The 23,285-nt window shown below is 68.1% G+C and carries 20 protein-coding genes; 8 read left to right on the forward strand and 12 right to left on the reverse strand.

Annotated elements, in window-relative coordinates:
• Positions 1-49 precede the first annotated feature (49 nt).
• A complete protein-coding gene (locus tag BKA25_RS23290) occupies positions 50-274 on the forward strand; it encodes a hypothetical protein (RefSeq protein WP_157420931.1) in 225 nt (74 codons plus the stop codon).
• A 3-nt stretch (positions 275-277) separates the two neighbouring features.
• Here the strand turns inward: BKA25_RS23290 and BKA25_RS23295 are convergent, their stop codons facing one another.
• Positions 278-1,081 carry a helix-turn-helix transcriptional regulator gene (locus BKA25_RS23295; protein WP_069846636.1) on the reverse strand — a complete coding sequence of 268 codons (804 nt, stop codon included), beginning with the start codon at positions 1,079-1,081 and terminating at the stop codon, positions 278-280.
• Positions 1,082-1,253: 172 nt separating this feature from the next.
• On the opposite strand from BKA25_RS23295, the gene BKA25_RS23300 reads away from it, so the two are divergent.
• Positions 1,254-2,174 carry an SDR family NAD(P)-dependent oxidoreductase gene (locus tag BKA25_RS23300; RefSeq protein WP_069853252.1) on the forward strand — a complete coding sequence of 307 codons (921 nt, stop codon included), beginning with the start codon at positions 1,254-1,256 and terminating at the stop codon, positions 2,172-2,174.
• 53 nt (positions 2,175-2,227) lie between these two features.
• Here BKA25_RS23300 and BKA25_RS23305 read toward each other — a convergent pair whose 3' ends face one another.
• The 7 genes from BKA25_RS23305 to BKA25_RS23335 form a co-directional block, all read right to left on the reverse strand.
• Positions 2,228-3,382 carry a mandelate racemase/muconate lactonizing enzyme family protein gene (locus tag BKA25_RS23305; protein ID WP_069846635.1) on the reverse strand — a complete coding sequence of 385 codons (1,155 nt, stop codon included), beginning with the start codon at positions 3,380-3,382 and terminating at the stop codon, positions 2,228-2,230.
• Between the two features lie 99 nt (positions 3,383-3,481).
• Positions 3,482-4,999: an arabinosylfuranosidase ArfA gene (gene arfA / locus BKA25_RS23310; RefSeq protein ID WP_069846633.1), complete on the reverse strand. Its 1,518-nt coding sequence runs from the start codon at positions 4,997-4,999 to the stop codon at positions 3,482-3,484.
• A gap of 183 nt (positions 5,000-5,182) precedes the next feature.
• Positions 5,183-6,232 carry an arabinan endo-1,5-alpha-L-arabinosidase gene (locus tag BKA25_RS23315; protein ID WP_069846631.1) on the reverse strand — a complete coding sequence of 350 codons (1,050 nt, stop codon included), beginning with the start codon at positions 6,230-6,232 and terminating at the stop codon, positions 5,183-5,185.
• Between the two features lie 44 nt (positions 6,233-6,276).
• Positions 6,277-7,212: a carbohydrate ABC transporter permease gene (locus tag BKA25_RS23320; protein ID WP_084642497.1), complete on the reverse strand. Its 936-nt coding sequence runs from the start codon at positions 7,210-7,212 to the stop codon at positions 6,277-6,279.
• Entirely contained in the window at positions 7,209-8,144 is a 936-nt protein-coding gene (locus BKA25_RS23325) for a carbohydrate ABC transporter permease (RefSeq protein ID WP_069846629.1), read from the reverse strand. The genes BKA25_RS23320 and BKA25_RS23325 overlap by 4 nt, the downstream gene beginning before the upstream one ends.
• Positions 8,145-8,164: 20 nt before the next feature.
• Positions 8,165-9,484 (reverse strand): extracellular solute-binding protein, encoded by a 1,320-nt coding sequence (locus tag BKA25_RS23330; protein ID WP_069846628.1) that lies wholly within the window; start codon positions 9,482-9,484, stop codon positions 8,165-8,167.
• On the reverse strand, positions 9,481-10,485 hold the full coding sequence (locus BKA25_RS23335; RefSeq protein WP_216637784.1) for a hypothetical protein: 1,005 nt from the start codon (positions 10,483-10,485) through the stop codon (positions 9,481-9,483). The genes BKA25_RS23330 and BKA25_RS23335 overlap by 4 nt, the downstream gene beginning before the upstream one ends.
• Positions 10,486-10,780: 295 nt before the next feature.
• Here BKA25_RS23335 and BKA25_RS23340 point away from each other — a divergent pair, with 295 nt between their 5' ends.
• Both BKA25_RS23340 and BKA25_RS23345 read left to right on the forward strand, forming a co-directional pair.
• Complete coding sequence (locus tag BKA25_RS23340) at positions 10,781-11,866, forward strand: zinc-dependent alcohol dehydrogenase (protein ID WP_069846624.1); 1,086 nt, start codon at positions 10,781-10,783, stop codon at positions 11,864-11,866.
• Positions 11,867-12,101: 235 nt separating this feature from the next.
• Positions 12,102-12,869, forward strand: a complete 768-nt coding sequence (locus BKA25_RS23345; protein WP_069846623.1) for an IclR family transcriptional regulator — start codon at positions 12,102-12,104, stop codon at positions 12,867-12,869.
• A 67-nt stretch (positions 12,870-12,936) separates the two neighbouring features.
• On the opposite strand, the gene BKA25_RS23350 is transcribed toward BKA25_RS23345, so the two are convergent.
• The 3 genes from BKA25_RS23350 to BKA25_RS23360 all read right to left on the reverse strand — a co-directional run bounded on the left by BKA25_RS23350 (position 12,937) and on the right by BKA25_RS23360 (position 17,001).
• The gene (locus tag BKA25_RS23350) at positions 12,937-14,094 is read right to left on the reverse strand and encodes a cystathionine gamma-synthase (RefSeq protein ID WP_069846621.1); all 1,158 of its coding nucleotides are present in this window, start codon (positions 14,092-14,094) and stop codon (positions 12,937-12,939) included.
• A 187-nt stretch (positions 14,095-14,281) separates the two neighbouring features.
• On the reverse strand, positions 14,282-15,475 hold the full coding sequence (locus BKA25_RS23355) for a hypothetical protein (RefSeq protein WP_069846619.1): 1,194 nt from the start codon (positions 15,473-15,475) through the stop codon (positions 14,282-14,284).
• 152 nt (positions 15,476-15,627) lie between these two features.
• Complete coding sequence (locus BKA25_RS23360; protein WP_069846618.1) at positions 15,628-17,001, reverse strand: cystathionine beta-synthase; 1,374 nt, start codon at positions 16,999-17,001, stop codon at positions 15,628-15,630.
• A gap of 164 nt (positions 17,002-17,165) precedes the next feature.
• Between BKA25_RS23360 and BKA25_RS23365 the strand changes: the two genes are divergently transcribed.
• Positions 17,166-18,155 (forward strand): SGNH/GDSL hydrolase family protein, encoded by a 990-nt coding sequence (locus BKA25_RS23365; RefSeq protein ID WP_069846617.1) that lies wholly within the window; start codon positions 17,166-17,168, stop codon positions 18,153-18,155.
• 171 nt (positions 18,156-18,326) lie between these two features.
• The gene (locus tag BKA25_RS23370) at positions 18,327-19,547 is read left to right on the forward strand and encodes an acetyl-CoA C-acetyltransferase (RefSeq protein ID WP_069846616.1); all 1,221 of its coding nucleotides are present in this window, start codon (positions 18,327-18,329) and stop codon (positions 19,545-19,547) included.
• An 84-nt stretch (positions 19,548-19,631) separates the two neighbouring features.
• Here the strand turns inward: BKA25_RS23370 and BKA25_RS23375 are convergent, their stop codons facing one another.
• Complete coding sequence (locus BKA25_RS23375) at positions 19,632-20,411, reverse strand: Bax inhibitor-1/YccA family protein (RefSeq protein ID WP_069846614.1); 780 nt, start codon at positions 20,409-20,411, stop codon at positions 19,632-19,634.
• 544 nt (positions 20,412-20,955) lie between these two features.
• Here BKA25_RS23375 and BKA25_RS23380 point away from each other — a divergent pair.
• On the forward strand, positions 20,956-22,458 hold the full coding sequence (locus BKA25_RS23380) for an MSCRAMM family protein (RefSeq protein WP_069846613.1): 1,503 nt from the start codon (positions 20,956-20,958) through the stop codon (positions 22,456-22,458).
• 9 nt (positions 22,459-22,467) lie between these two features.
• Complete coding sequence (locus BKA25_RS23385; RefSeq protein WP_236750473.1) at positions 22,468-23,277, forward strand: class F sortase; 810 nt, start codon at positions 22,468-22,470, stop codon at positions 23,275-23,277.
• The last annotated feature ends 8 nt before the right edge of the window (positions 23,278-23,285 follow it).

Below are 23,285 nucleotides of genomic sequence, written 5' to 3' on the forward strand. Positions count from 1 at the left end.
CGCGTCCCCTTGTCATGCCCTGCTCATCAACGCTGATGGAGCCATGCCCGTGTTGAAACCTTGGATGAAAAAGCGTCCCGACGAAACAGAAGAGGAGGCCTATAACCGCAGGTCACGAACCTGCTACTACTGCCCCCGCGAAGACGCGAACGCCACAGAAAGCATCGAGCACGAAAAAGAACACGAAAAGCCTCGATCAGGGAATCCCGAGCCGAATCCGAAACCGGTCTACTCGGAGGATGAAGCAGGTGGTGCGCGTGTGCCCCTTGAGTGATCGCTAGGAGCTTTCCTGCGGCCGCAGCGTGTACAGCATGAACCAGTGATCGCGCTCGGGGTCGTGCAGCATCTCGGTGTCGAAATCGAGCCAGCCCCGCGTGGGGTGGTGGATGCGTTTGAACGCGGATCGCCACGCGCCGACCTCGCCGCGTTCCCACCGCTCGCGAAAGGCCGCGCTGCGCGCCAACAGATCCTCGAACAGCCCGCGTAGATAGGGGTCATCCGGATACCGGCTCAGCGCCGCGCGCAGCTCGGCGGCCGCCACCCGCCACAACTGCTCCATGCCCTCGTCATCGAGGAACTTCGCGAAGACCTCCGAGGTGAAGGCCCGGTGGACGATGTTGCGGCCATAGTCGCCGCTGCCAATGACTGCGCCGAGGAGTTCCGTGGCGGCGGCGTTGGTGGACACCACATCGAGTCTGCCGTCGTGCACCGTCACGGGAACGGCCGAGTCAAGGTGCGCCATCAGGCGCAGCAGGCCCGGCCGGACAGCGCCGGAGGGCTCGGCCGGTTCGGGCGGCAGCTCACCTGCGAGCCGGTACAGGTGGTCCCGTTCCGCGACGGTGAGTTCGAAAGCGCGGGCCAGCGCGGCGAGGATGTCGCGGGACGGGCGCGGGGCCCGGCCCTGTTCGAGCCGGGTGTAGTACTCGACGGAGATCGACGCGACCTCGGCCAACTCCTGACGGCGTAGTCCCGGCACTCGGCGATGCGAACCCCGAAGACCATCCGCCCTGGTCGGCGGGGTCATCATCGCCCGTCGCCGCCGGAGGTAGTTCCCGAGGTCCGGGTGGCCAGCGTTCTCCATGAGCCCAGTGTGCCCATGGTCCCCGCACACCACGACCGACGAGCGTGGCCCTGCTGAGACCAGTTTCGTCGTGGCCTTCCTCGGCCGCCGCCCAGCCCGCAATGTCCTTCTCGATGGCCTCGCGAACCCACCGAGCCGCGCCGAGGCAGCCAACTCACCGGAGGACGCACCCATGGCCGACTGCACGATCGTGATGACCGGCGCCACCCGAGGTATCGGCCTCGAAGCCGCCCAAGAACTGCTTCGCCGTCGACCGGACGTCCACCTCGTCGTTCTCGCGCGGGCGGCCTCCGCCGCTCAGGTAATGCCGCAACTGCGGAAGATCTCCGCACACGTCTCCACCATCGACGTCGACCTGGCGAGCACGGCGAGCATCAACAAGGCCGCAGCACAGGTAGAGGACCTGCTCGACGCGGGCACGCTTCCACCGCTGCACGGCGTGGTCTGCAATGCCGGTGTTCACCTCGACAGCGCGATGCACACTACGGTCGACGGCTACGAGACGACCTTCGCCGTCAACGTGCTCGCCACGCATCTGCTCCTTCGTAGACTGCACCCGCATCTGCGGAACACACCTGCACGCATCGTCGTCACCGTCAGCGACGCCCACTTCGGCGACCTCCGCCATACCGCAGGCGTGTTCCCCGCCACCGACTGGACCACCCCCGAAAAGCTCTTCCGGCCCGGCGCCTACGTCCGGTCGACATCCGTCCGCGCAGGCCGAAGGGCCTACGCCACCAGCAAACTCGGCGGCATCCACCTGGTCCACGAGTGGGCGCGCAGGCTTCCCGAAGGAGTCGACATCCTGGCCTACAACCCCAGCTTGGTCATCGGCACCGGGCTGGCTCGCGAGGCGGGCGGCGCCTCGGACTTCGTGATGAAGTACCTCGTCCCAGCGTTCACGCTCACCCCGCTCGTCGACACCCCGCCGGTCGCGGGCCGCAAGCTCGCCGACGTCATCCTGGGCGACACCTCGGCGGTCACCGGCTCGTACATCCACCGCACCCGGGTCGCCGCGTCGTCGAAGGAGTCCTACGACGCCGACCGGGAGGCAGAACTCTGGGCGTGGCTGGAGAAAGCGGCGCAAGGCTGAGCGGATTCCGCCCCGCCGCCGGAGGGCGACGGGGCGGAAGGCAACACCGAGAACTACTGACTCACGGTGTCCCGCCGCTGCCAGCCGTCCTTGAACAGGTTGAAGTTCACCTTCTGCCGAGGGTGCTCGGCGACGAGATCCAGATCCAGCTCGACGCCCAGACCCGGCCCGGTGGGCAGGGCGAAGTAGCCGTCGACGACCTCGGGGTTACCCGGTGCCACGTCCTTGACGAAGGCGTCCGAGAAGTCGTTGAAGTGTTCCTGGATCTTGAAATTCGTGGTGCAGGCGGCCAGATGCAGGTTGGCCGCCGTGAGCACCGCGCCGCCCACGTTGTGCGGGGCGACCATCATGTGATGGGTCTCGGCGGTGGCGGCCAGCTTCTTCAACTCCAGGATGCCGCCGAAGTGCGAGATGTCGGCCTGCACGATGTCCGCCGCCTGCAGGGCGAAAAGCTGGCGGAACTCGTGTCTGGTGTGCAGGCGTTCGCCGGTGGCCACCGGTGCCTCCGCCGTCGCGGAGAACTTCGCCAGCGCCTCGATGTCGTCCGGCGGGGTCGGCTCCTCCAACCACGCCGGGTCGTAGGGCCGCAGTAACCGCGCGATCCGGGACGCGGTGGCCGCAGTGAAACGACCGTGCATCTCCACCAGCAGTTCGACCTCGGGCCCGACCGCGTCACGCACCGCCTCGACCAGTTCGATCGAGCGCACGGTCTCGGCGTGGTCGAGTTCCATCCGGCCGGGGCCGAAGGGGTCGAACTTCAACGCCTGGTAGCCGTAGTCGACGACCTTCTTGGCGGCGGTGTGGAACTCCTCCGGCGTCCGCTCCACGGTGTACCAGCCGTTGGCGTAGGCCTTGATCTTGTCGCGCACCGCGCCGCCGAGCAGCCGATACACCGGCTGGTTCAACGCCTTGCCGATGATGTCCCAACAGGCCATCTCGATGACGGCGATCCCCGACATCACGATCTCGCCAGCCCGACCGAAGTCGTTGTGATACATCCGCGACACCAGCGACTCGATGTCGAAGGGGTCGCTGCCCAACACATGGTTGCCGACGGCCTCACCGAGATAGCCGATCAGCGCGTCGGTGTGGTTGAGCATCCGCACCTCGCCGACGCCCCGCAGCCCCTCGTCGGTCTCCACGACGACGTAGGTCAGGTTCCGCCACGGCGTGCCGAGCACATGAGTGCTGACGTTGGATATCTTCACTGACACCCTTCTCCTTTGATTCGAAACGGCGTCGCCGATCGGCAGGCGCCGGCTGCACCCGAGCTATGGAGCCACTGCGCCGCATTCGGCGCGCTGGGCTCAGCTGCCGAGGCGGATCACGTTCCAGGACAACGGCGGCAGCGCGGCCTGAACTCGGCCGTCGGTGACGGTCGAGCCGTCGACCGTGGTGGGCCGCACGCGATCCGGGGCGGCCAGCGTGTTGCTGGCATGCCGGTCGGTGTCGGTGAGGACCCGGTGCTCCAACACGCGGACGTCGCCGAGGTTGCGGACGTCCACCGACAGATCCAGCGCGTCGGTGGTGGAGCGGTTCACGGCGAACACCGTGGTCGTGCCGTCCTCGCCCTGCACGGCCGTGGCGTGCAGCAGGTCGACGTCGCCGTACTTGGCCGTCTCATGCGAGGGGCTGTTCGGTTCGACGCGCAGCACCCGGCCGCGCCCGTGCTTCGCGGCGTCGGCGAACGGGTAGAAGCTGGTCTGTCGCCAGGCCGGGCCGTCGGGTTCGGTCATGATCGGGGCGATGACGTTGACCAACTGGGCGATGCAGGCGGCGGTGACCCGATCGCAGTGCCGCAGCAGCGCGATCAGCAGGCTGCCCACCACCACGGCGTCGGTGACCGTGTAGTTGTCCTCGATCAGCCGGGGCGCGGTGGACCAGGGCTCGGGCTTCTCGGCGGTCTGGCGCGACTGGTACCAGACGTTCCACTCGTCGAAGGAGATCATCAGCTTCTTCTTGCTCTGTCGCTTGCCCGCGATGTGATCGCTGCTGGCGACGACACTGCTGATGAAGTGCTCCATGTTCACGGCCGACGCGAGGAAGCTGTCGACGTCGCCGTCGTGCTCCTGGTAGTAGGCGTGGCAGGAGATGTAGTCGACGTGGTCGAAGGTGTGGTCGAGGACGGTCTCCTCCCAGCTGCCGAAGGTCGGCATCGAGGAGTGCGAGCTGCCGCAGGCCACCAACCGCAGGTCCGGGTCGACCAGTCGCATCGCCTTGGCGGTCTCGGCGGCGAGCCTGCCGTACTCCTCGGCGGTCTTGTGCCCGATCTGCCACGGGCCGTCCAGCTCGTTGCCCAGGCACCACAACCGCACGTCGAAGGGCTCTTCGTCGCCGTGGGAACGCCGCAGGTCGGAGAGTTCGGTGCCGCCCGGGTGGTTGCTGTACTCGACCAACCTGCGGGCGGCGTCCACTCCCCTGGTTCCGAGGTTGACGGCCATCATCGGGTCGACGCCGGTCTTGCGGGTGAAGTTCATGAACTCGGAGAGCCCGAACTGGTTGGTCTCCACCGCCCGCCAGGCCCCTTCGAGGCGACGCGGCCGGGATTCGGCCGGACCGACGCCGTCCTCCCAGTTGTAGCCGGAGACGAAGTTGCCGCCGGGATAGCGCACCAAGGTGACGCCGAGTTCTCTGATCAGGTCCAGCACATCGGTGCGCAGGCCGTCCTCGTCCGCCGTCGCATGTCCGGGCTCGTAGATGCCGGTGTAGACGCAGCGCCCCATGTGTTCGACGAAGGAACCGAACAGATGCGGGTGCACCTCGCCGACGGCGAAATCCGGGTGCAGGGTGAAGGACGCGGCAGTCGACTCGGTGGGCTTACTCATGGCTGCCTTTCCGGTTGCAGAGTGAGGTTCGTGCGCTCGGGTGTGCGCACGGACGTCGATGGATGGCCACGGGCACCGGGCTTGCGGTGCTGGAAGAACCTCCCTGGTGTTTGGCCCTTGGCGGCGGGCGCACTCCAGCGGGTGCGGGCGCCTGCTTCGAGGCTGCCCGCACCCGGCCCGAGATCAGTAGACGTACGGCCAACCCTGGTCATCCCAGCCGAGAAGGTTGACTCCCAGCCGTTCGATGCCCGAGTTGTTCGCGTCGTAGTAGTGGTAGACGAGCAGGTCGCCGTCGGTGTCGCGCAGGACGCTCTGGCCGCCGGGGCCGATCACGTTGCGATGGCTGCCGAGGATCTGCGTGCCGCCGCCACCGAGCATCGGCGTGCCGTTGCGGTCGTAGTACGGGCCGGTCGGCGAGTCGGCGCGGCCGACCATGATCCGGTAGGTGCTGTCGGTGCCCGCGCAGCAGCGATCGAAGGAGACGAACAGGTAGAAGTCGCCGCCGCGTTCGAGGATGTAGGGGGCTTCGATCGCGCCGCCCGCCGATGGCCTGCTGGCGAGGTTGTGCACGGTGCGGTCGGAGCCGTGGCGCATCCCGGTGGCCGGGTCGATGCGGATCATCTTGATGCCGGACCAGTGCGAGCCGAAGGACAGCCACCAGTCGTTGCCGACGACCAGCAGCGAGGGGTCGATGGCGTTGTGATCCGCGCTGGTGGTCGTCGAGTAGACGACCCCCCGGTCCTGCCAGCTGCCCGGTTCGGCGGTCTGGCTGGTGGCCAGCCCGATCGCGGAGTTGTTGCTGCCGAAGGACGAGGCCGCGTAGTACAGCCAGTAGGTGCCGTTGTGGAAGGAGATGTCGGGCGCCCAGACATCTCCGCCGGAGTTGCGGGAGTACACCCACTCCGGGATGGCGGACAGGGCGGCCGGATTGCGTTGGAAGTCGACGCGGTCCGGCGAGGTGCGCAGTTGCACGCCGTCGTGGGTGGCGAACAGTCGATAGCCCTGCGGGGTGCGGATCATCGAGGGGTCGTGGGCCCGCAGGTCGCCGGTGACCAGGCCGGGCAACGGATAGTCCTGGTCTGCGGTGGTCTGCGTGTTGCTCTCCGATGCCTGCCGCTCGACGGCTGCGGCAGGTAACCCGGCGGCGACCAGCAACAGCAGGCTGCCGAGCAGGATGGCCGCTCGGCGCGGCCGTTGACTTCGGCCCGTGGTTCGTCGGTGGGGTCTGGTCATCACATCTCCTTCTGTTGGTTCCTCAGACCTGGTTTCTCGCTGGCCTATTGGCCGGAAAGACCGGTGTGCGCGATACCGCGCACCACCTGGCGTTGGAACAGAACGAAGATGATCAACAGTGGGAGAGCCGCGAGCACGGCCGCGGCCATGATCTCGGCGAATCGGAGTCCGTAACCACCCTGCACGGCGACCAGGCCGACTGGCAGGGTCATGGCGTTGGGGTCGGTGGTGACGATGAAGGGCCAGAGGAAGTTGTTCCAGGTACTGATGAAGGTGAAGATCGACACGGCGGCCAGGACCGGCCGGGACAGCGGCATGACGATCTGCCAATAGATCCGCCAGCGGCTCGCGCCGTCCATGTGGGCGGCCTCCTCCAGCTCGGTGGGTAGAGCTTGGAAGAACTTGACCAGGATGAAGACCATCGCGGGCGCCACGACCTGCGGCAGGATGATGCCCCAGTAGGTGTCCACCAGCCCGAGAGCCACCATCTCCGCGAACAGCGGAACGATGAGCACCTGCGGCGGCACCATGATGCCGATGATGGTCAGGGCCAACAGGATTCGACGGCCGGGGAAGGTCGTCCTGGCGAATCCGTAGGCCGCCATGCTCGACACCAGCACCACCAGGATCGTGGTGATCACTGCGGTGACGATGCTGTTGAACATCCACAGCCCGATGTCGCTGTTGCCGATCACCGACCGATAGGCGTCCAGCGTCCACTCGGTGGGGAACCACTGCAGCGGAATCGCGGTGGTCTCGCCCTCCGGCTTGAACGAGGTCAGCACCGCCCAGGCCAGCGGCAACAGCCAGAATGCGGCCAGCACTGCGGTCACCGCGAACAGCACGACCGTGCTGATACTGATCCGGCGACGACGACCCCTGCCCCGGCCGGTCGGCCGGTTCGATCCGGGTGGCACGCGACCACCGCCCGATGGCTCGGCGGGATCCGGTTTGTCCAGCGTGAGCGCGTCGGCGGTCATCGGTCTGACTCCTTGCGATTGCCGAACAGGCGTAGTTGCGCCAGGGCGATCACCAGCACGATGGCGAAGAACAGGTAGGAGATCGCGGAGGCATAGCCGATCCGGAAGTTGGTGAAGCCCATCTCGTAGACGTATTGGATGACCGGGATGGTCGAGTTGCCCGGCCCGCCGCTGGTCATCAGGTAGATCTGGTCGAACACCTTCAGCGAGGCGAGCAGCTGGAGCACCAACACCAGTCCGGTGGTGCGGCCGAGCAGCGGCAGGGTGATGCGCCACAGCTGTCGCCAACGGTCCGCGCCATCCAGGGCCGCGGCCTCGTAGTACTCCTGCGGGATCGATTGCAGCGCGGCGAGATAGAGCAGGAAGTTGAAGCCGACCGTCCACCAGGTGGTGGTCAGCACGATGGAGAACATCGCCATCGAGGGATCACTCAGCCACCCGACATCGGTGTTCAGCCCGATCGCCGCGAGCATTCCGTCCGCCAGACCGAAATCCGGCTGGAAGATCCACACGAAGATCAGCGATACGACCGTGGCGGGCAGCAGGAATGGGGCGAAGAACGACAGCCGCCAGAACCACCGTCCCGGCGTGAGCTGGTGCACCAACAGCGCGAGGATCAACCCGATGCCGACCAACAGCGGCGTGCTCAACACGGTGAACCACAGCGTGTTGCCCAGCGACACCCAGACGTCGGGGTCCCGGAACGCGGCGACGAAGTTGTCCAGCCCGACGAACTCGCCGGGGGTGGACAGGCCTGCGTCGGTGGTGCTCGTGCCGAGGCCAGCGAGCAACGGCCAGATCAGGAAGGCCACGAAGAAGGCGAAGAACGGGAGCACGAAGTACAGCCCCGTGAAGTCCGTCCGACGTCGGTTGGGCCTCGGTCCCGACGGATCGGCTAAGCGGCTGGGGCGCGCGGCGCTGCGCACTGCCATGGCCGTACCTCCGAAGATGGTCAGCGGGTTGGATCTGGGGTGTCGAGGAGGTTCTGCAGGGCGCTCTTCGCCTCGTCGAGTCCCTCTCGCGGGGTGGCGCGACCGGTGAGGACGGAGGAGAACGCCGAGCCGAAGGAGATCCACAGTCGGGAGGCGGAGCCGCCGAACCAGACGGGCGGATCGATCTGCACGTCCTCGGCGACCGAGCTGTAGAGCGACTGTGGTCGCATCGACAGGAACTCGTCGCTGGTGGCGACGGGCTGGTAGGCCGGAAGATGGCCGCTCGCCGCCCATTGCAGGCTGTCCCGCAGCAGGTAGGCGATGAACTCGTAGGCGTTGCGCTGCTGCTCTCGATCGCTGCGATCGAGTTGATGCGGCAGGACGAAGACGTGCGAGTCGGCCTGCGCGACGTCGGTGTCGAAGATCTTGGGAATCCGGGCCATCCCGAAGGGCACCCCGGTCTCCTGGAAGGTGGCCAGCTCCCATTCGCCGTTCATATGGAAGCCGGCCTGACCGTTGCCGAAGATCGCGACCGACCCGTTGATGTCCATCTCGCGGGCGGCGCCGCCGCTGTGGGTCATCTGCTGCATGAAGTCGAGCGCTTCGAGGGCCTTGTCGTCGTCGATGGCCGATGCCTGGTTGTCCGGCGTCAGCAGTTCGCCTTCGAGTTGGCGATAGAGCGTGTACCAGAGGCGCCACGGCGTGATGCAGTCCGGACCGAGGGTCTCCATGGCCAGTCCGTGCACGCCGGTGATCTCCTGGGCGGCGGTGAAGGCGTCCAGGATCGCCTCGGGGCCCTCCAGTGCGCGTAGCTCGTCGTTCGCATCGAGCAGGCCCGCCTCGCGGCAGACGTCGAGGTTGTAATAGAGCACGAACGGGTGGGTGTCGAATGGGATCGCGAAGAGTCGGTCGCCGGAGTGGGAGCGCCGCCAGAGTTCGGCGGGGAAGTCCTCCTCGCGGATGCCGACCTCGGCCAACAGTTCGTCGTCGAAGGGGTCGAGCAGTCCGGCGGGGGCGTAGGCGCCGAGCCGGGCCAGGTGCAGGGCGGCCACATCGGAGGCGCGACCGCCCGCCCCGGCCATCGCGAGCTTGGTGTAATACGGCTCGCCCCATTGCAGGGTGACGGCCTCCAAGCTGACCTGGGGGTGGGCGGCCCGGTAGCCGTCGAGCATCTGCTGCATGTTGACGCCGTCGCCGCCCGCGTAGAGATCCCAGAACCGCAGGCCTGCGTCCTGGCCGCCGAAGAAGGTCCTGGCGCTGCAACCGGACAACGCGCCGAGCGCGCCGATGCCGAGGGCACCCGTGAGCAGGCCGCGCCTGCTCACGGTGAACGGCTTCATCGCGTCTCGCCCGTCTGCGTGCCATCGGCCGATTCCGGCGCGGGCTCGAATCGACGCAGTCCCCCGATCGCCCTGCTGCCCAAGGGCGACATCTGGTCGAGCAGGCCGCGTCGCTCCAGTAGAGCCAGGCCGAGTTCGGCGCGGCGGACCCGCTCGCGGCCGGACTCCAGCACCGCGCCGCGCAGATGTCCGCCGGAGGGGTAGATGTCCGGGGCGTTGCGCAGGCCGAACTTGAGGTAGACGGGGGCGACGAGCCGGACGAGTTCGGGTCCGTCGTAGTGCCGGATGAAACCGCCGAGGTTGTCCGGCGATTCGAGGTAGAAGTCGATGGCACTACGGCCCGCCGAGCGCAGGGCCGAGAGCTGGGCGAGGCTGAGGTCGCCGGGGACGTTCACCGAGTCGGCGCCCAGATTCTCGAACAGCGCGAAGGAAGCGGGATTCGCCGGTCCGATGAGCGCGGAGACCTTGAAGGTCAGATCGGCGGGCAGTTCACCGGTGGCCCGCAGGCGATGCAGCGCCCACAGCACACCTTCGTCGCCGACGAGCAGGCAGCGGACCCCGAGTTCCACGGCCCGCAACGCGTCTTCGAGGCTCTGCTCCAGTTGCTCGCCGCCGCGCGCCCTCGTACCGAGGTTGCCCGCCGCCGTGTACCGCCCGGCGCCGTAATCCCAGCTCGCGCGGGGACCGAGGAACAGACACAGCTCGATGTCGGCCTCGGCGCAGCGCTGCACCATGTCGGTGATCTCGGCGTCGGTCTGCATCATCACGCCGCTGCCCTGGCTGACCCGGTGGATCGGTACCGACCGGCGGGCGGCCTCGTCCAGCACGGCGGCCAGCGCGTCCGGGCCCTCGACGGAGGGGATCTCCACCCGGAAGGCACCGCCGTCGGGGAAGGCCAGTGCGGACGTCGGCAGGGTGTTCGCGGCGCCCGGATAGCCGAGCCGGGCCAGCGACGCCGACGCTGGCGATGTCTGGGTCGAACGCGGTACGTCTGAAGTCACCACAGGCATCCATTCGATATTTCGGACCAAATCTGTCCAACCGAACACGAAAGTACGACTGTGCTTGCAGTCACGTCAACCCCTGCATTGCCTGGACATCGACCGGATCGGCAATGGTGCAAACCATTACCTCGGACGGCCGGAACCTGCCATTCTGCCCATTACAGATGTTAAAGTCGTCGACAATTCGACGCATGTTCGATATTTCGAATCAATACCCGCGCGGGCCGCACCCTCGGAGTCCTGCGCGGCGCCGAGGAGAACCGGTTCGCCAGCAGAATGGAGCCCCAGCCCGATGAGCGACGCCGATGTCACACCGCGCAGCGCCACGCAGCCCGGCGCCCAGCACTGCGCAGCGGTGCGGGTCGAAGCCCCCGGAAGGCACAGGCTGATCGAGCACGAGGTACCCGCCCCCGGGCCGGGCGAGGTGCTCGTCGAAGTCGCCGCAGCGGGCGTGTGCGGCAGCGATGTCGAACTGTTCGAAGGCCGCAGGCCCGCCCCCTATGTTCGCTACCCGATCGTTCCCGGACACGAATGGGCAGGCCGGATCGCCGCCGTGGGCCAGGGTGCCGAGGCCTTGCCGATCGGCGCCTCCGTGGTCGCCGAAGGTTTTCGCTCCTGTCTGACCTGTGCACGCTGCCGGGCAGGCGAACCCACCCTGTGCACCGCCGACTACGCCGAGACCGGATTCACCCATCCCGGCGCGTTCTCCCGCTTCCTCACGGTGCCGAGCCGACTGGTCCACCTGCTGCCCGCCGAACTGCCCACGGGCGCCGAACTCGGCGACTGCGCGCTGCTCGAACCCGCCGCCTGCGTGGCCGCCGGACTGCTGGCCGCCCAACCACGGCCGGGCGGGCGGTTCACCGTGCTGGGCACCGGAACCCTGAGTCTGCTCGCCGTGCAGATGTTGGCCGCCTATCGGCCCGAATCGCTCACCGTCGTGGGGAGGGGCGACCAACACTTCGCGCTCGCCGAGTCCTTCGGCGCGACCCGCTGCCTCCGCTCCGGCGACGCGGCCGGTTTGGCCGCGGTCGCGGGCCGGGCAGACCTGGTCTTCGAGGCGACCGGCGCGGCGGCGATGGTCCCGCTTTCGTTCGAATTGGCTCGCCGTGGCGCGACGGTGCTCCTCGAAGGCATCGCGGGTGCTGGGACCGTCGAACTGGACCCCGACGTCTTCGCGCTCAAACAACTCACCGTGCGCGGCATCTTCGGCGCGGGCCCGGCGGCCTGGTCGCACGCCATCGACCAACTGCGCATCGGCGTGCTCGACCTGCCCAGCCTGGTGTCGCACCGCATCCCGCTCGCCGACTACGCGCGGGGCATGGAACTGCTCGGCAACCGGCCGCCGGAGTTGAAGAAGGTGCTGTTCGTGCCCGCGTGAGACATCGACTGCGGCGCAACCGGTTTCGGCTACCGTGGCCGGGGATTCGGTTGTGCGACGGGTAGGCCGCCGATCCGAGGAATCGGACGGCTCCCCGGCCGCCGCCCAACCGACCCAAGGCGTGGAACAGCAAGGAGACCGGGATCACCGCGTGAGCGCAACTGCTTCGTCCGAGAGACCGAACACGACTCGGTAGGCTCGAAAACCGGTCGGTGTAGCGGAAGGCAGGCATGGCATGGCGCGACACGTTCCCGCGGTGATGCGCGCGGCGGACATCCTGGAGCTGTTCCTCGGCGAGCGGACCACGCTGTCCGCTCCGGAGGTCGCGAACCGGCTGGAACTGCCACGGAGCACGGTGCACGAACTCGTCACCACGCTGGTGGCCCGGGGCTACCTCGATCGCCAGCCCGGTGCGGAAACCCAGTACAAACTGGGCTTCCGACTGCTGGAGCTCGGCGCCCGCTACCAACAGGACCTCGATTTGGCCGCAGAAGGCGACGCGGTGGCGCGGCGGATCGCCCGCGAGTGCGGGGAGACCGTGCACGTCGCGGTGCTGGACGGCCTGGAGGTCGTCTACATCTGCAAGATCGACTCGACGCACTCGGTGCGGATGATCTCCGGAGTGGGCAGGCGGCTGCCCGCACACTGCACCGCCGTCGGCAAGGTGCTGCTCGCCGGTCTGCCCACCGAAGAGGCGGATGCGCTGCTACGCGGCCACGAACTCCATCCGCTGACCCCCCGCAGCATCACCTCCGGGGCGGCCCTGCGCGGCCAACTCTCCGAGGTGCGGCGCACCGGCGTCGGCTACGAGATGTGCGAGTCCAACCCCGACGTCGGATGTGTGGCTGCCCCGGTGACCGACCACGCGGGCACCTGGGTGGCAGCGCTGAGCATCTCGGTGCCGACCGTCCGACACCGCGACGATGCCTGGCCGGAATGGGAACGACTGGTCCGCGACGGCGCCACCGAACTATCCCGCCGGTTGGGCAGCACGGTGCGTTGAGTCTTGCCGACCGAAACGAGGGCGGACCGTTGGCATTCAACGGTCCGCCCTCGTGGTCTCGGTCAGATCAGCCCAGCGCCTCGGTCAGGTCGGCAATCAGATCATCGGCATCCTCGATGCCGACCGACAGCCGCACCAGGTCGTCCGGCACCTCAAGCTGCGAACCAGCCGTGCTGGCGTGCGTCATCTTGCCGGGGTGCTCGATCAACGATTCGACACCGCCCAGCGACTCGGCAAGCGTGAACAGCTTCGTCTTCGCACAGACCGCCAGCGCGGCGTCCACACCACCGGCCAGACGGAAGGACACCATGCCGCCCGCGCGACGCATCTGCTTGACCGCCACCTCGTGGCCGGGGTGCTCGGCCAGGCCCGGGTAGGCCACCGAGGTCACCGCCGGGTGGCTCACCAGCAGGTTCACGATCCGCTCCGCGTTGTCGCAGTGCCGATCCATCCGCACCGCGAGCGTCTTGATTCCCCGCAGCGTCAGGAACGCATCGAAAGGACCGGGCACCGCGCCCGCGCCGTTCTGCAGGAAGCCGAATCCCGCGTCCAGCGCCTCATCCGAGGTGATCGCCGCGCCGCCGACCACATCGGAGTGACCGCCCAGATACTTGGTGGTGGAGTGCACGACGACATCGGCGCCGAGGCCCAGCGGGGACTGGAGATACGGGGTGGCGAAGGTGTTGTCGACAACCAGCCGCGCGCCGAACTCCCGCGCGATCGCGCCCAACCCGGCGATGTCGGCGATGTTGAGCAGCGGGTTGGTGGGTGTCTCACACCAGATGGCCTTGGTCTCCGGGCGCATCGCGGCCCGCACCGCGTCCAAATTCTGTAGCGGAACCGGGGTGTGCTCGATGCCCCACAGGCTGAAGACCTTGTCGATGAGCCGGTAGGTGCCGCCGTAGGCGTCGTTGGGAATGAGCAGGTGATCGCCGGGCTTGAGCAGCGTGCGCAGCACGGCGTCGGTCGCCCCCATCCCCGAGGCGAAGGCGCGGGCATGCCTGCCGCCCTCCAGCGCGGCCAGACACTCCTCCAGCGCCGTCCGCGTCGGGTTGCCGGTCCGCGAGTACTCGTAGCCCGCCCGCATTCCGCCCACGCCGTCCTGGGCGTAGGTAGAGGTGGCATGGATGGGCACGATGACGGAACCGGTGGTCGGATCGGGTTCCTGGCCTGCGTGGATGGCGTTGGTGGCGAACCCGTGGCGCGCGTCGCTGGGCTGACTCATCTGTCAAGCGTAGCGCCGTCATGTCCGCCGAACGGAGCAGCCCGGCGACAGAGCGTGGCAAGCCACGCGGGGACGTCGTCGAGCCGTGCTCACGCCGCGACCGACACATCCACTGCCACCCAACGAGAAGCGGCCCCGAACCCGCTGGGGTTCGAGGCCGCTCGCTAGGAAACGAGAACTGCTGTGCTCAGTAGCCGGGTCCCTGCTGCGGGAAGCCACCCTGGCCGGGGGGCGGGCCGGTCAACTGCTGCTTGACCTTGAGTTCCTGGGTGGTCTGCGGCAGCCACCACAGGACGATCACTCCACCCGCCAGCAGAAGCTGAAGCACGCCGATGACGTGGAAGGCCGTCGTCATCCCGAACAGCACTAGCGCGACGACAAGTCCGCCGGTGATGGTCAGGACGAGCCGACCCCAGTCCTGGCCTTGACCCGCGAACCAGCCGCCAACGCCGATGCCGACGTACAGCAGAAGGATGATGATGGACGGCCAGATCGGGACGGCGAAGCTGCTGGAGCCACCAAGGCTCGAAATCTGGTCGTTCAGGCTCATCAGGTTGAACAACCCAAAAAGCGACAGCAGCAAGCCGACGCCGCCGACACCGACGCTGCTCCACAGCGCGATCGGGAGCATCTTGGTGCCCGTGCCGCCCGGGTACGCCTGCGGGTATTGGCCCTGCTGGCCATAGGGATTGGCGCCCCACTGCCCCTGACCGGGCTGCCCCGGCTGGCCGAACTGGCCCTGCGGCTGCTGACCGAACTGCTGCTGGCCGGGCTGCCCATAGCCCTGCTGCGGCTGCTGGCCGAACTGCTGCTGCTGGGGCTGGCCGAACTGCTGCTGGCCATAACCCTGCTGCTGACCGAACTGGCCCTGCGGCTGACCGAACTGCTGCTGGGGCTGCCCATAGCCCTGCTGCTGGCCGAACTGCTGCTGCTGAGGCTGCCCATAGCCCTGCGTCGGCTGCTGGCCGAACTGCTGCTGTTGCTGCTGGCCACCGCCACCGGCCACCACCTGCGTGGCGTCGGGGTTGGGCGTGCCACCGGCGGCCTGCTGGCCGGGGCGGACGACCTGGGTGGCGTCCGGGTTGCCGCCTCCGGGCGTTCCACCGGCGGCCGGTGCGCCGGGACGGACCACCTGGGTGGCGTCGGGATTGCCACCCGCCGGCGTTGCAGGGGCAGCGGCTGCGGCGGGCGCCGCAGCGGCCTGCTGGCCGGGACGCACGACCACGGTCCGCTCCGGCTCGTCGCCGCCGGAGTCCTGGTTCGTCGGAACCGGATTTTCCGTCGGTGTCGGTGCCGGGGTGGACGGCGTGCCCTGGCTGGGCTCGCCCCCCTGCCCGGGCTGCTGCGGCTGCGCGCCCTGGGGCGGCTGCGGAGCGCTCATCGGGTGTTCAACCCCCTAAGGGTGTTTACGATTTCGGGTTACGAGCCCTCGGCGGTGCAGTCCCTGCAGACAGCGCCGCCGACGAGCGTCCTTACGGTAGCCGATGGATGTGGGGCCACAGTCACGGATTGCGTTGATACAGGCCAATCCGGTCACGGACGACCCGCGATGAAACCCAACACATCCTGTCGAGTGACCACGCCCGCGGGCTTGCCATCGACGAGCACCAGGGCACCGTCCGCATCGGACAGCGCCGACATCGCCTTGCCGACCGGTTCGCCCGCACCGATCGTCGGCAGTGCCTTCGACATGTGCTGTTCCACCCGATCCGCCAGCTGGGCCCGACCCGCGAACAGCGCGTCCAACAGCTCGCGTTCGTTGACCGCACCGGAGACCTCGGCCGCCATCACCGGCGGTTCCGCGTTGACCACCGGCATCTGCGAGACACCGAACTCGCGCAGCACCGCGACCGCCTCCGCGACCGTCTCGTTGGGGTGCGCGTGGATCAGGTCCGGGATGGTGCCGTCCTTGCGGCGCAGCACATCGCCGACGGTGGCGCCCGCGTGGTCGGGCGAGAGGAAACCGTAGGAGGCCATCCAGGAGTCGTCGAAGACCTTCGACAGATAGCCGCGTCCGCCATCGGGCAACAGCACGACGATGACCGCGTCCGGGCCCTCGCGCCGGGCCACCTCCAGGGCGGCGGCAGCGGCCATCCCGCAGGAACCGCCGACCAGCAGGGCCTCCTCGCGGGCCAGCCTGCGGGTGACGTCGAAGGAGTCGCCGTCGGAGATCGCGATGATCTCGTCGCAGCTCTCCCGGTCGTAGGTGGTGGGCCAGAAGTCCTCGCCGACGCCTTCCACCAGGTAGGGCCGACCGCTTCCACCCGAGTAGACCGAGCCGACCGGGTCGGCGCCGATGATCTTGACTCGACCGCCGGAGACCTCCTTGAGGTAGCGCCCGGTGCCCGAGATGGTGCCGCCCGTGCCGATACCGGCGACGAAGTGGGTGATCCGCCCCTCAGTCTGCTTCCACAGCTCGGGGCCGGTGGTCGCATAGTGCGAGGCCGGGTTCTCCACGTTGGCGTACTGATTCGGCTTCCACGCACCCGGCGTCTCGCGGACGATCCGGTCGGAGACGTTGTAGTAGGAGTCTGGGTGCTCCGGGGCCACGGCCGTCGGGCAGACGACGACCTCGGCGCCATAGGCCTTGAGCACGTTGCGCTTGTCCTCGCTGACCTTGTCAGGACAGACGAAGATGCAGTGGTAACCACGCTGCTGGGCGAACATCGCCAGGCCGACACCGGTGTTGCCGGAGGTCGGTTCGACGATGGTCCCACCCGGCTTGAGCTCACCGGACTTCTCGGCTGCCTCGACCATCCGCAGCGCGATGCGGTCCTTCACGCTCCCGCCGGGGTTGAAGTACTCGACCTTGGCCAGCACCAGCGGCTCAAGTCCGTGCGACAACGCCCCCAGTCGAACCAGGGGGGTGTTGCCCACCAGGTCCGTCACATGCTCGGCGTACTCCATCTCAACCGGCCTCTTTCGTCGTCATCGAGATCGAAGGCGAGCCTAGAGCAACCGGAGCAACCCGCCGGATCCCGCTGGCACACATCGCTCGTTGGGTAAAACGACAGATCGTGTTCGACCGGAACGGGGATGATGAGGGGGAAACTTGAACGGGGAGCTGGTTGATGTTGATACCGAGAGTGGTGCGAGGCGCCGCGCTCGCGGCGGGGGCGTTGGGCGGACTGACCGGCGTCGCCTACGGACTGTTGACGGGACAGTCCAAGCAGGCACGGAAGGTGATCGGGATTCCCACCACCGATCCGTTCCGTGCCGATGGGATCTACCTGCCCGACGGTTCCGGGCCGATCGACCCGGCGGCCTTCGGGCTGCCGGAGCAGCGGGAGCCGCGCGCGGGCTGCCTGACCGAGGAGGAGACCTCGGGCCCGAGGACGCTGGGGCGCGAGGATGTCCTGTCCTTCGGCGTGCTCGGCGACTCCTCGGCGGCCGGACTCGGCGTGAGCGTCGCGGCCGAGCTGCCCGGGGTGCTGATGGCGATCGGTCTGGCCGAGGAATCGGAACGGCCGGTGCGGCTGCGGACCTACGCCGTCAGCGGTTCCACGAGCCTGGACCTGGCGGGCCAGGTCGATGAGGCGCTGACCGATCCGCCGGACGTCGCGTTGATCATCATCGGCGCGAACGACGTCACGACCCAATTGCCGGTGCGCACCTCGACCGCGCTGCTGGGCGTCGGTGTCGAGCGGCTGCGCGCCGCAGGGATCGGGGTGACGGTCGGCACCTGCCCCGATCTGGGCGCCATCCGACCCATCGCGCAGCCGCTGCGCTCGATCGTGCGGAGCTGGAGCCTCGCGCTGTCCAAGGCACAGCGCGACGAGGTCGAGCGGGCCGGTGGCATCGCCGTGCCGTTGGCGGACTTGCTTTCCCCGGAGTTCCTGACCCGACCGACGGAACTGTTCAGCGCCGACCGCTTCCACCCGTCGGCCGCCGGCTACGAGACCGCCGCGGCGATCCTGCTGCCCGCGCTGTGCACCGCGGCGGGGATCTGGGACGGCGGCCCGCTGCCCAGGACGTCGATCCGCTCGGCGGCCGCCGAGGCCAGAAGACCGACGAGTCGGATCGTCCAACGGTTGAACAGGCGGTTCGGCCGCAATCGTTGATGCGAGCAGGCCGGGAACGCCGGAGCCGCCGCGCCACCCGAGCCGGTCGACTGAACGCCTGGAACGACAACGACGTCGCTCCGGTGGCCGCGCTCACACCACGGCAGGCCGAAAAGTCCTACTCTTCAGTAACAAGGACTTTTCTCTCGTGGGGACAAAGGAGTTTCCGTCATGCCAGAGGCCGTGATCGTCGCCGCCGCCCGCTCCCCCATCGGCCGGGCCCGCAAGGGCTCGCTGATCGACCTCCGCCCGGACGACCTCACCGCGCAGATCGTCTCGGCCGCGCTGGCCCAGGTCCCGGAGATCAACCCCGCCGAGGTCGACGACCTCCTGCTCGGCTGCGGGCTGCCCGGCGGCGAGCAGGGCTTCAACATGGCCCGGGTCGTCGCGGTGCTGCTCGGCCAGGACACGCTGCCGGGGACCACCGTCACCCGCTACTGCGCATCGAGCCTGCAGACCACCCGGATGGCCATGCACGCCATCCGGGCCGGCGAGGGCGACACGTTCATCAGCGCGGGCGTCGAGACCGTCTCGCGCTATCCCAAGGGAAACTCCGACAGCTGGCCGGACACGATGAACCCGGTCTTCGGCGAGGCGATCGCCCGAGGTGAGGCCGCCGCCGAGCAGGGCGCGCAGGAGTGGCACGACCCTCGCGAGTCCGGTGGGATCCCCGACGTCTACATGGCGATGGGCCAGACCGCCGAGAACCTCGCGCTGGCCAAGGGAATCAGCCGCCAGGAGATGGACGAGTTCGGCGTCCGCTCGCAGAACCTCGCCGAGCAGGCCGGGACGAACGGCTTCTGGGCCAGCGACATCACGCCGGTGACCCTGCCCAACGGCACGGTGGTTTCCGCCGATGACGGGCCGAGGGCGGGCGTCACCTACGAGGGCGTCTCCGCGCTCAAACCGGTGTTCCGCCCGAACGGCCGGGTCACCGCGGGCAACTGCTGTCCGCTCAACGACGGTGCGGCGGCGGTGATCATCACCAGCGACGAGAAGGCCCGCAGGCTGGGACTCACCCCGTTGGCGCGGATCGTGTCCACCGGGTTGTCGGCGCTGTCCCCGGAGATCATGGGACTCGGCCCGGTGGAGGCGTCCCGGCAGGCGCTGGCTCGCGCGGGTATGACGATCGACGACATCGACCTGGTGGAGATCAACGAGGCCTTCGCAGCCCAGGTCATCCCGTCGTACCAGGAGTTGGGCATCCCGCTGGAGAAGCTCAACGTCAATGGGGGCGCGATCGCCGTCGGTCATCCCTTCGGCAGCACCGGAGCCAGGATCACGACGACGCTGCTGAACTCGCTGCGCTTCCACGACAAGCAGATCGGCCTGGAGACGATGTGTGTCGGCGGCGGCCAGGGCATGGCGATGGTCATCGAACGGCTGTCCTGACGACTGCCGTCCGCCTCACCTGAGGACCTGCACAGACAAGAAGAGCCGTCCCGATTCGGGACGGCTCTTCTTCAGCTGGTCAGCTTACTCGTTGAAGTACGAGAGCAGGCGCAGGATCTCGATGTAGAGCCAGACCAGCGTCACGGTCAGACCGAACGCGACCTGCCAGGCGTACACCGAGGGGGTGCCCTGCTGGATCATGTCGTCGGCGGCCTTGAAGTCGAGCAGGAACACGAAGGCCGCGATGCCGATGCAGACCAGGCTGAAGATGATGGCCATCGTGCTGCCGTCGCGCAGGCCCATGCCGCCGGGGACGAAGAAGCCCGCGACCAGGTTGGCCAGCATCAGGACGACGACACCGATCATGGCGCCGAAGATCCAGCGGGTCAGCTTCGGGGTGACGCGGATGGCGCCGGTCTTGTAGACGACCAGCATTCCGGCGAAGACACCGATGGTGCCCACCACGGCCTGGCTGACGATCGCGCCGCCTCCCGGGGCGAAGCTCGCCACCAAGCCGCTGAGCGCGCCGAACAGCATGCCCTCGGCCACCGCGTACAGCAGGATCAGCACCGGGCTCGGCTTGCGCTTGAACGCGTTGACGAAACCGAGGATCAGGCCGGCGATCAGGCCGGGAATAGCCAGGAAGTACGCGCCACTCAACGCGGTCAGCACCGCCGTGATCACCAGCACGCCCAGCGTCATGCCGGTCTTGGTGACGACGTCGTCGATGGTCATGGGCCGGTCGGCCACCACCGGCGGGCCCTGCTGCTGGCCGTAGCCCTGCGGCTGGCCGTAGCCGTCGAAGTTCGCGTAGCCGCCGCCGCTGGGCAGGTTGCGGAACGCGGGATTGCTGGTTGTGCGCACCTGATCCTCCTGGAAACGTGCTCACGCTTTACCGGGTTCAACGGCCGAACGGGTCGTCGGGTTCCCGCAATCGAGTAAAAGCTACTTTACTCGCCGGGCCGGCCGAGTCGAGCCGCCGGTAAGCGGCCGACGGCGCCGAGACCCACGTCACCCGCCCGTGACCTGGTTGTTGCCAGCTGGATGCGAGGCAGCGCAGCGTGCCGCTCCCCACGCCGCCGGTCGTGGCGTTACTCCGCCATCACGGTGACATTCGGCGAGGATCCGGTGACCCGCCGCCAGTGCTGATCTTGGAAAACTTCCTTCTAAAGGCGGCTTGCGACACGGGGAGTAATCAGACGAGCATCACAGCGTCTCTGCATGGTGGCGTCGTGTGTCGACGTTCGAAGGGCGTCGACCGATCCCCATCGACGCACAACCCGCCGATGGGCCCGACCACTCGATGCCACCTCGAACCAGCTGCACCCGTCGTCCGCCGGGCTTTTCGACGGCGACGGCGACGGCCGATCAGCGACGACATGACCAGCAGCGCACGCAAGGAGAATTCATGCGGAGGAGAGTGGTCGCCGGTCTAGCCGGCATCTCGATGCTGACCGCCGTGGGACTGGCTGCGGTGCCAGGCACGGCGACCGCAGAAGTTGAGGAGGGACTCGGCTACCAGACCGCACCTCAGCCCTACCTGCACAAGCCGCAGGACTACGACTGGGTCGGGTCGTACCTGTGGAACGGAGAGCACGTCTGGTGTGTGCAGTACGCATTCCGTGCACCGGACTCCAACGAGGAGTACGTCGACGGCGATGATCTGCTGACCAAGTGGGGCGACCCGCTCGACCCGCAGATCGCCTCGAACATCTCCTATCTATTGCTGCGTTACAGCGGTACCGAGTCCAACGACGAGTCGGCGGCGCTGGCCCATCTGATGCACAGCTGGACCGCCGCGCCCCGTGAGGGTCACGACGACCTCAATCCGAACAACGAGTACACGACCATCGGCTACGACATCGACTTCCACTACAACGAGCTTCCCGAATCCACCCGACTCGTGATCGACCACATGCAGGCCGACGCAGAGATCAATCGGGGCCCTTGGACCGTCGAGATGGCCGCCCCGGAGGGCGACCAGATCATCGGGACGCCGGATTCGTGGCAGGTCGATGTACTGAACACCGCAGGCGTCGGCGTCGGCGGCATTCCGGTGGAGTTGCAGCTCACCGATGCCGAACTCGCCGAGCCCGAGATCGTCGAGCCGCCCAGGACGGTCCTGCTCCAGAAGGAGGACCTCGAAGGCGACGAGGACGGCACCACGACCCAGTATCTGAACACGCCGGAGGACGGCTCGCCGCTGGTCTTCGACGTGGTTCCGACCGGGCCGAACCCGTCGGTGGTCGCCAACGTCCAGACGCCCGCGGCACAGCCGCAGGTTCGGGTGCCACCGGACGCGGGCAACAACGTCCAGCGGGTGGTGACCACCGGGGGCGAGGACACCGTGACGGTCGAGGCGGCCCTGGAGGCACGTACCGCCCCTGGCATCGTCGAGGTGTCCAAGGTGGACGCCGCCACCGGATTGGCCGTCGCGGATGTCTCGCTGCGGATCACCGGAGCCGACGAGGTGACGCCCGCCATCCGACAGGACGGCGAGCCGCTGGTCGGCGACGACGGTGAACCGTTGGTCGTCATCACCGACGCGGAGGGCAAGGCCGTCATCGAGGATCTCCAGACACCACAGGAGATCTGTCTCATCGAGACGGCGGCACCTCCGGGATACGAGGAGGAGTTCGACCCGAACGATCCGCCGACTGCGTGTGGCACGGTGGAACCGGGTCAGACACTGAGTCTGTCCATCGCCAATCAGCCCAATCCGACACCCACCGTGCCGAGCACCATTCCGGCCGGTGACGTCGGTGCGGGCGTGACCACCGCTTCGGCCTCGACCACTCAGACGAACCCGGCCGCCCTGGCCGGACTCGGCGCGTTGGTCGTGATCGGCGCTACGCTGACAGGACTCGTCTGGCACCGCAGACTCGCCGGACGGGACAGCCGACGACAGTAGGCGGTCGGAGTGTCCTCCAGCTCAGAATCCACCACTCCCGGCGCGCGGCGACGCGCGGCGGGAGTGGTGGGCGTGGGCGGTGCCGTCGGCATCGCCGGACTGCTCATCTTCGGTCCGACGACGACGCCGGTGCCCGGAACGCCCCACGCCATCGAACAGCCGAGGTCCAGTGTGCTGGGCCATAATCTCGCGCTCCCCGGAGCCGCCGAGGTGCGCTTCGGGGTTCCCGCCGAACAGCCGGTCACCGACGAGACCGTCGAGCCGGACGTGGAGCAGACGGCCGAGATCGAGCCGCCGCCTCCGCCGCCACCATCTCCGCCGCCCGCACCGCAGGCCGCGCCGGATCCGCCTGCGCAGGATGCCCCGGCGGGCGTCGCCCAGCGCCCCGGCACGATCCGCCTGCCGCAGGGCGGCACCGCCGACCTGGTCCGCCAAGAGGTCGGCGCCGATCGAGTGCTGCCCGTTCCGGATGGCATCAACGAGGCCACCTGGTGGGGCAGCGGACTCGGTGCGAACGCGGGCGCGGCCGTCTTCGCAGGCCACGTCAACTGGCAGGGCAGCCGAGGCCCCTTCGCCGAACTGTGGGAATCGCGGATCGGCAACGAGGTCTCGGTGATGGACCGCGACGGCCGCGAATGGCGGTACTCGGTCTCCGAGGTGTACACGGTCCACAAGGACGATCTCCCGGCCAGGGCCGCGGCCCTGTTCGGTCAGGACGGACCACATCGGATCGTCCTGGTGACCTGTGGCGGTCGTTGGCAGGGCGGCGCGCTCGGCTACGAGGAGAACCGCATCGTGGTCGCCACCCCGGTCGCCTGACGCTGCAA

Origin of the sequence: Actinoalloteichus hymeniacidonis (assembly GCF_014203365.1) — a bacterium.
In the GTDB taxonomy this organism is placed as follows: domain Bacteria; phylum Actinomycetota; class Actinomycetes; order Mycobacteriales; family Pseudonocardiaceae; genus Actinoalloteichus_A; species Actinoalloteichus_A hymeniacidonis.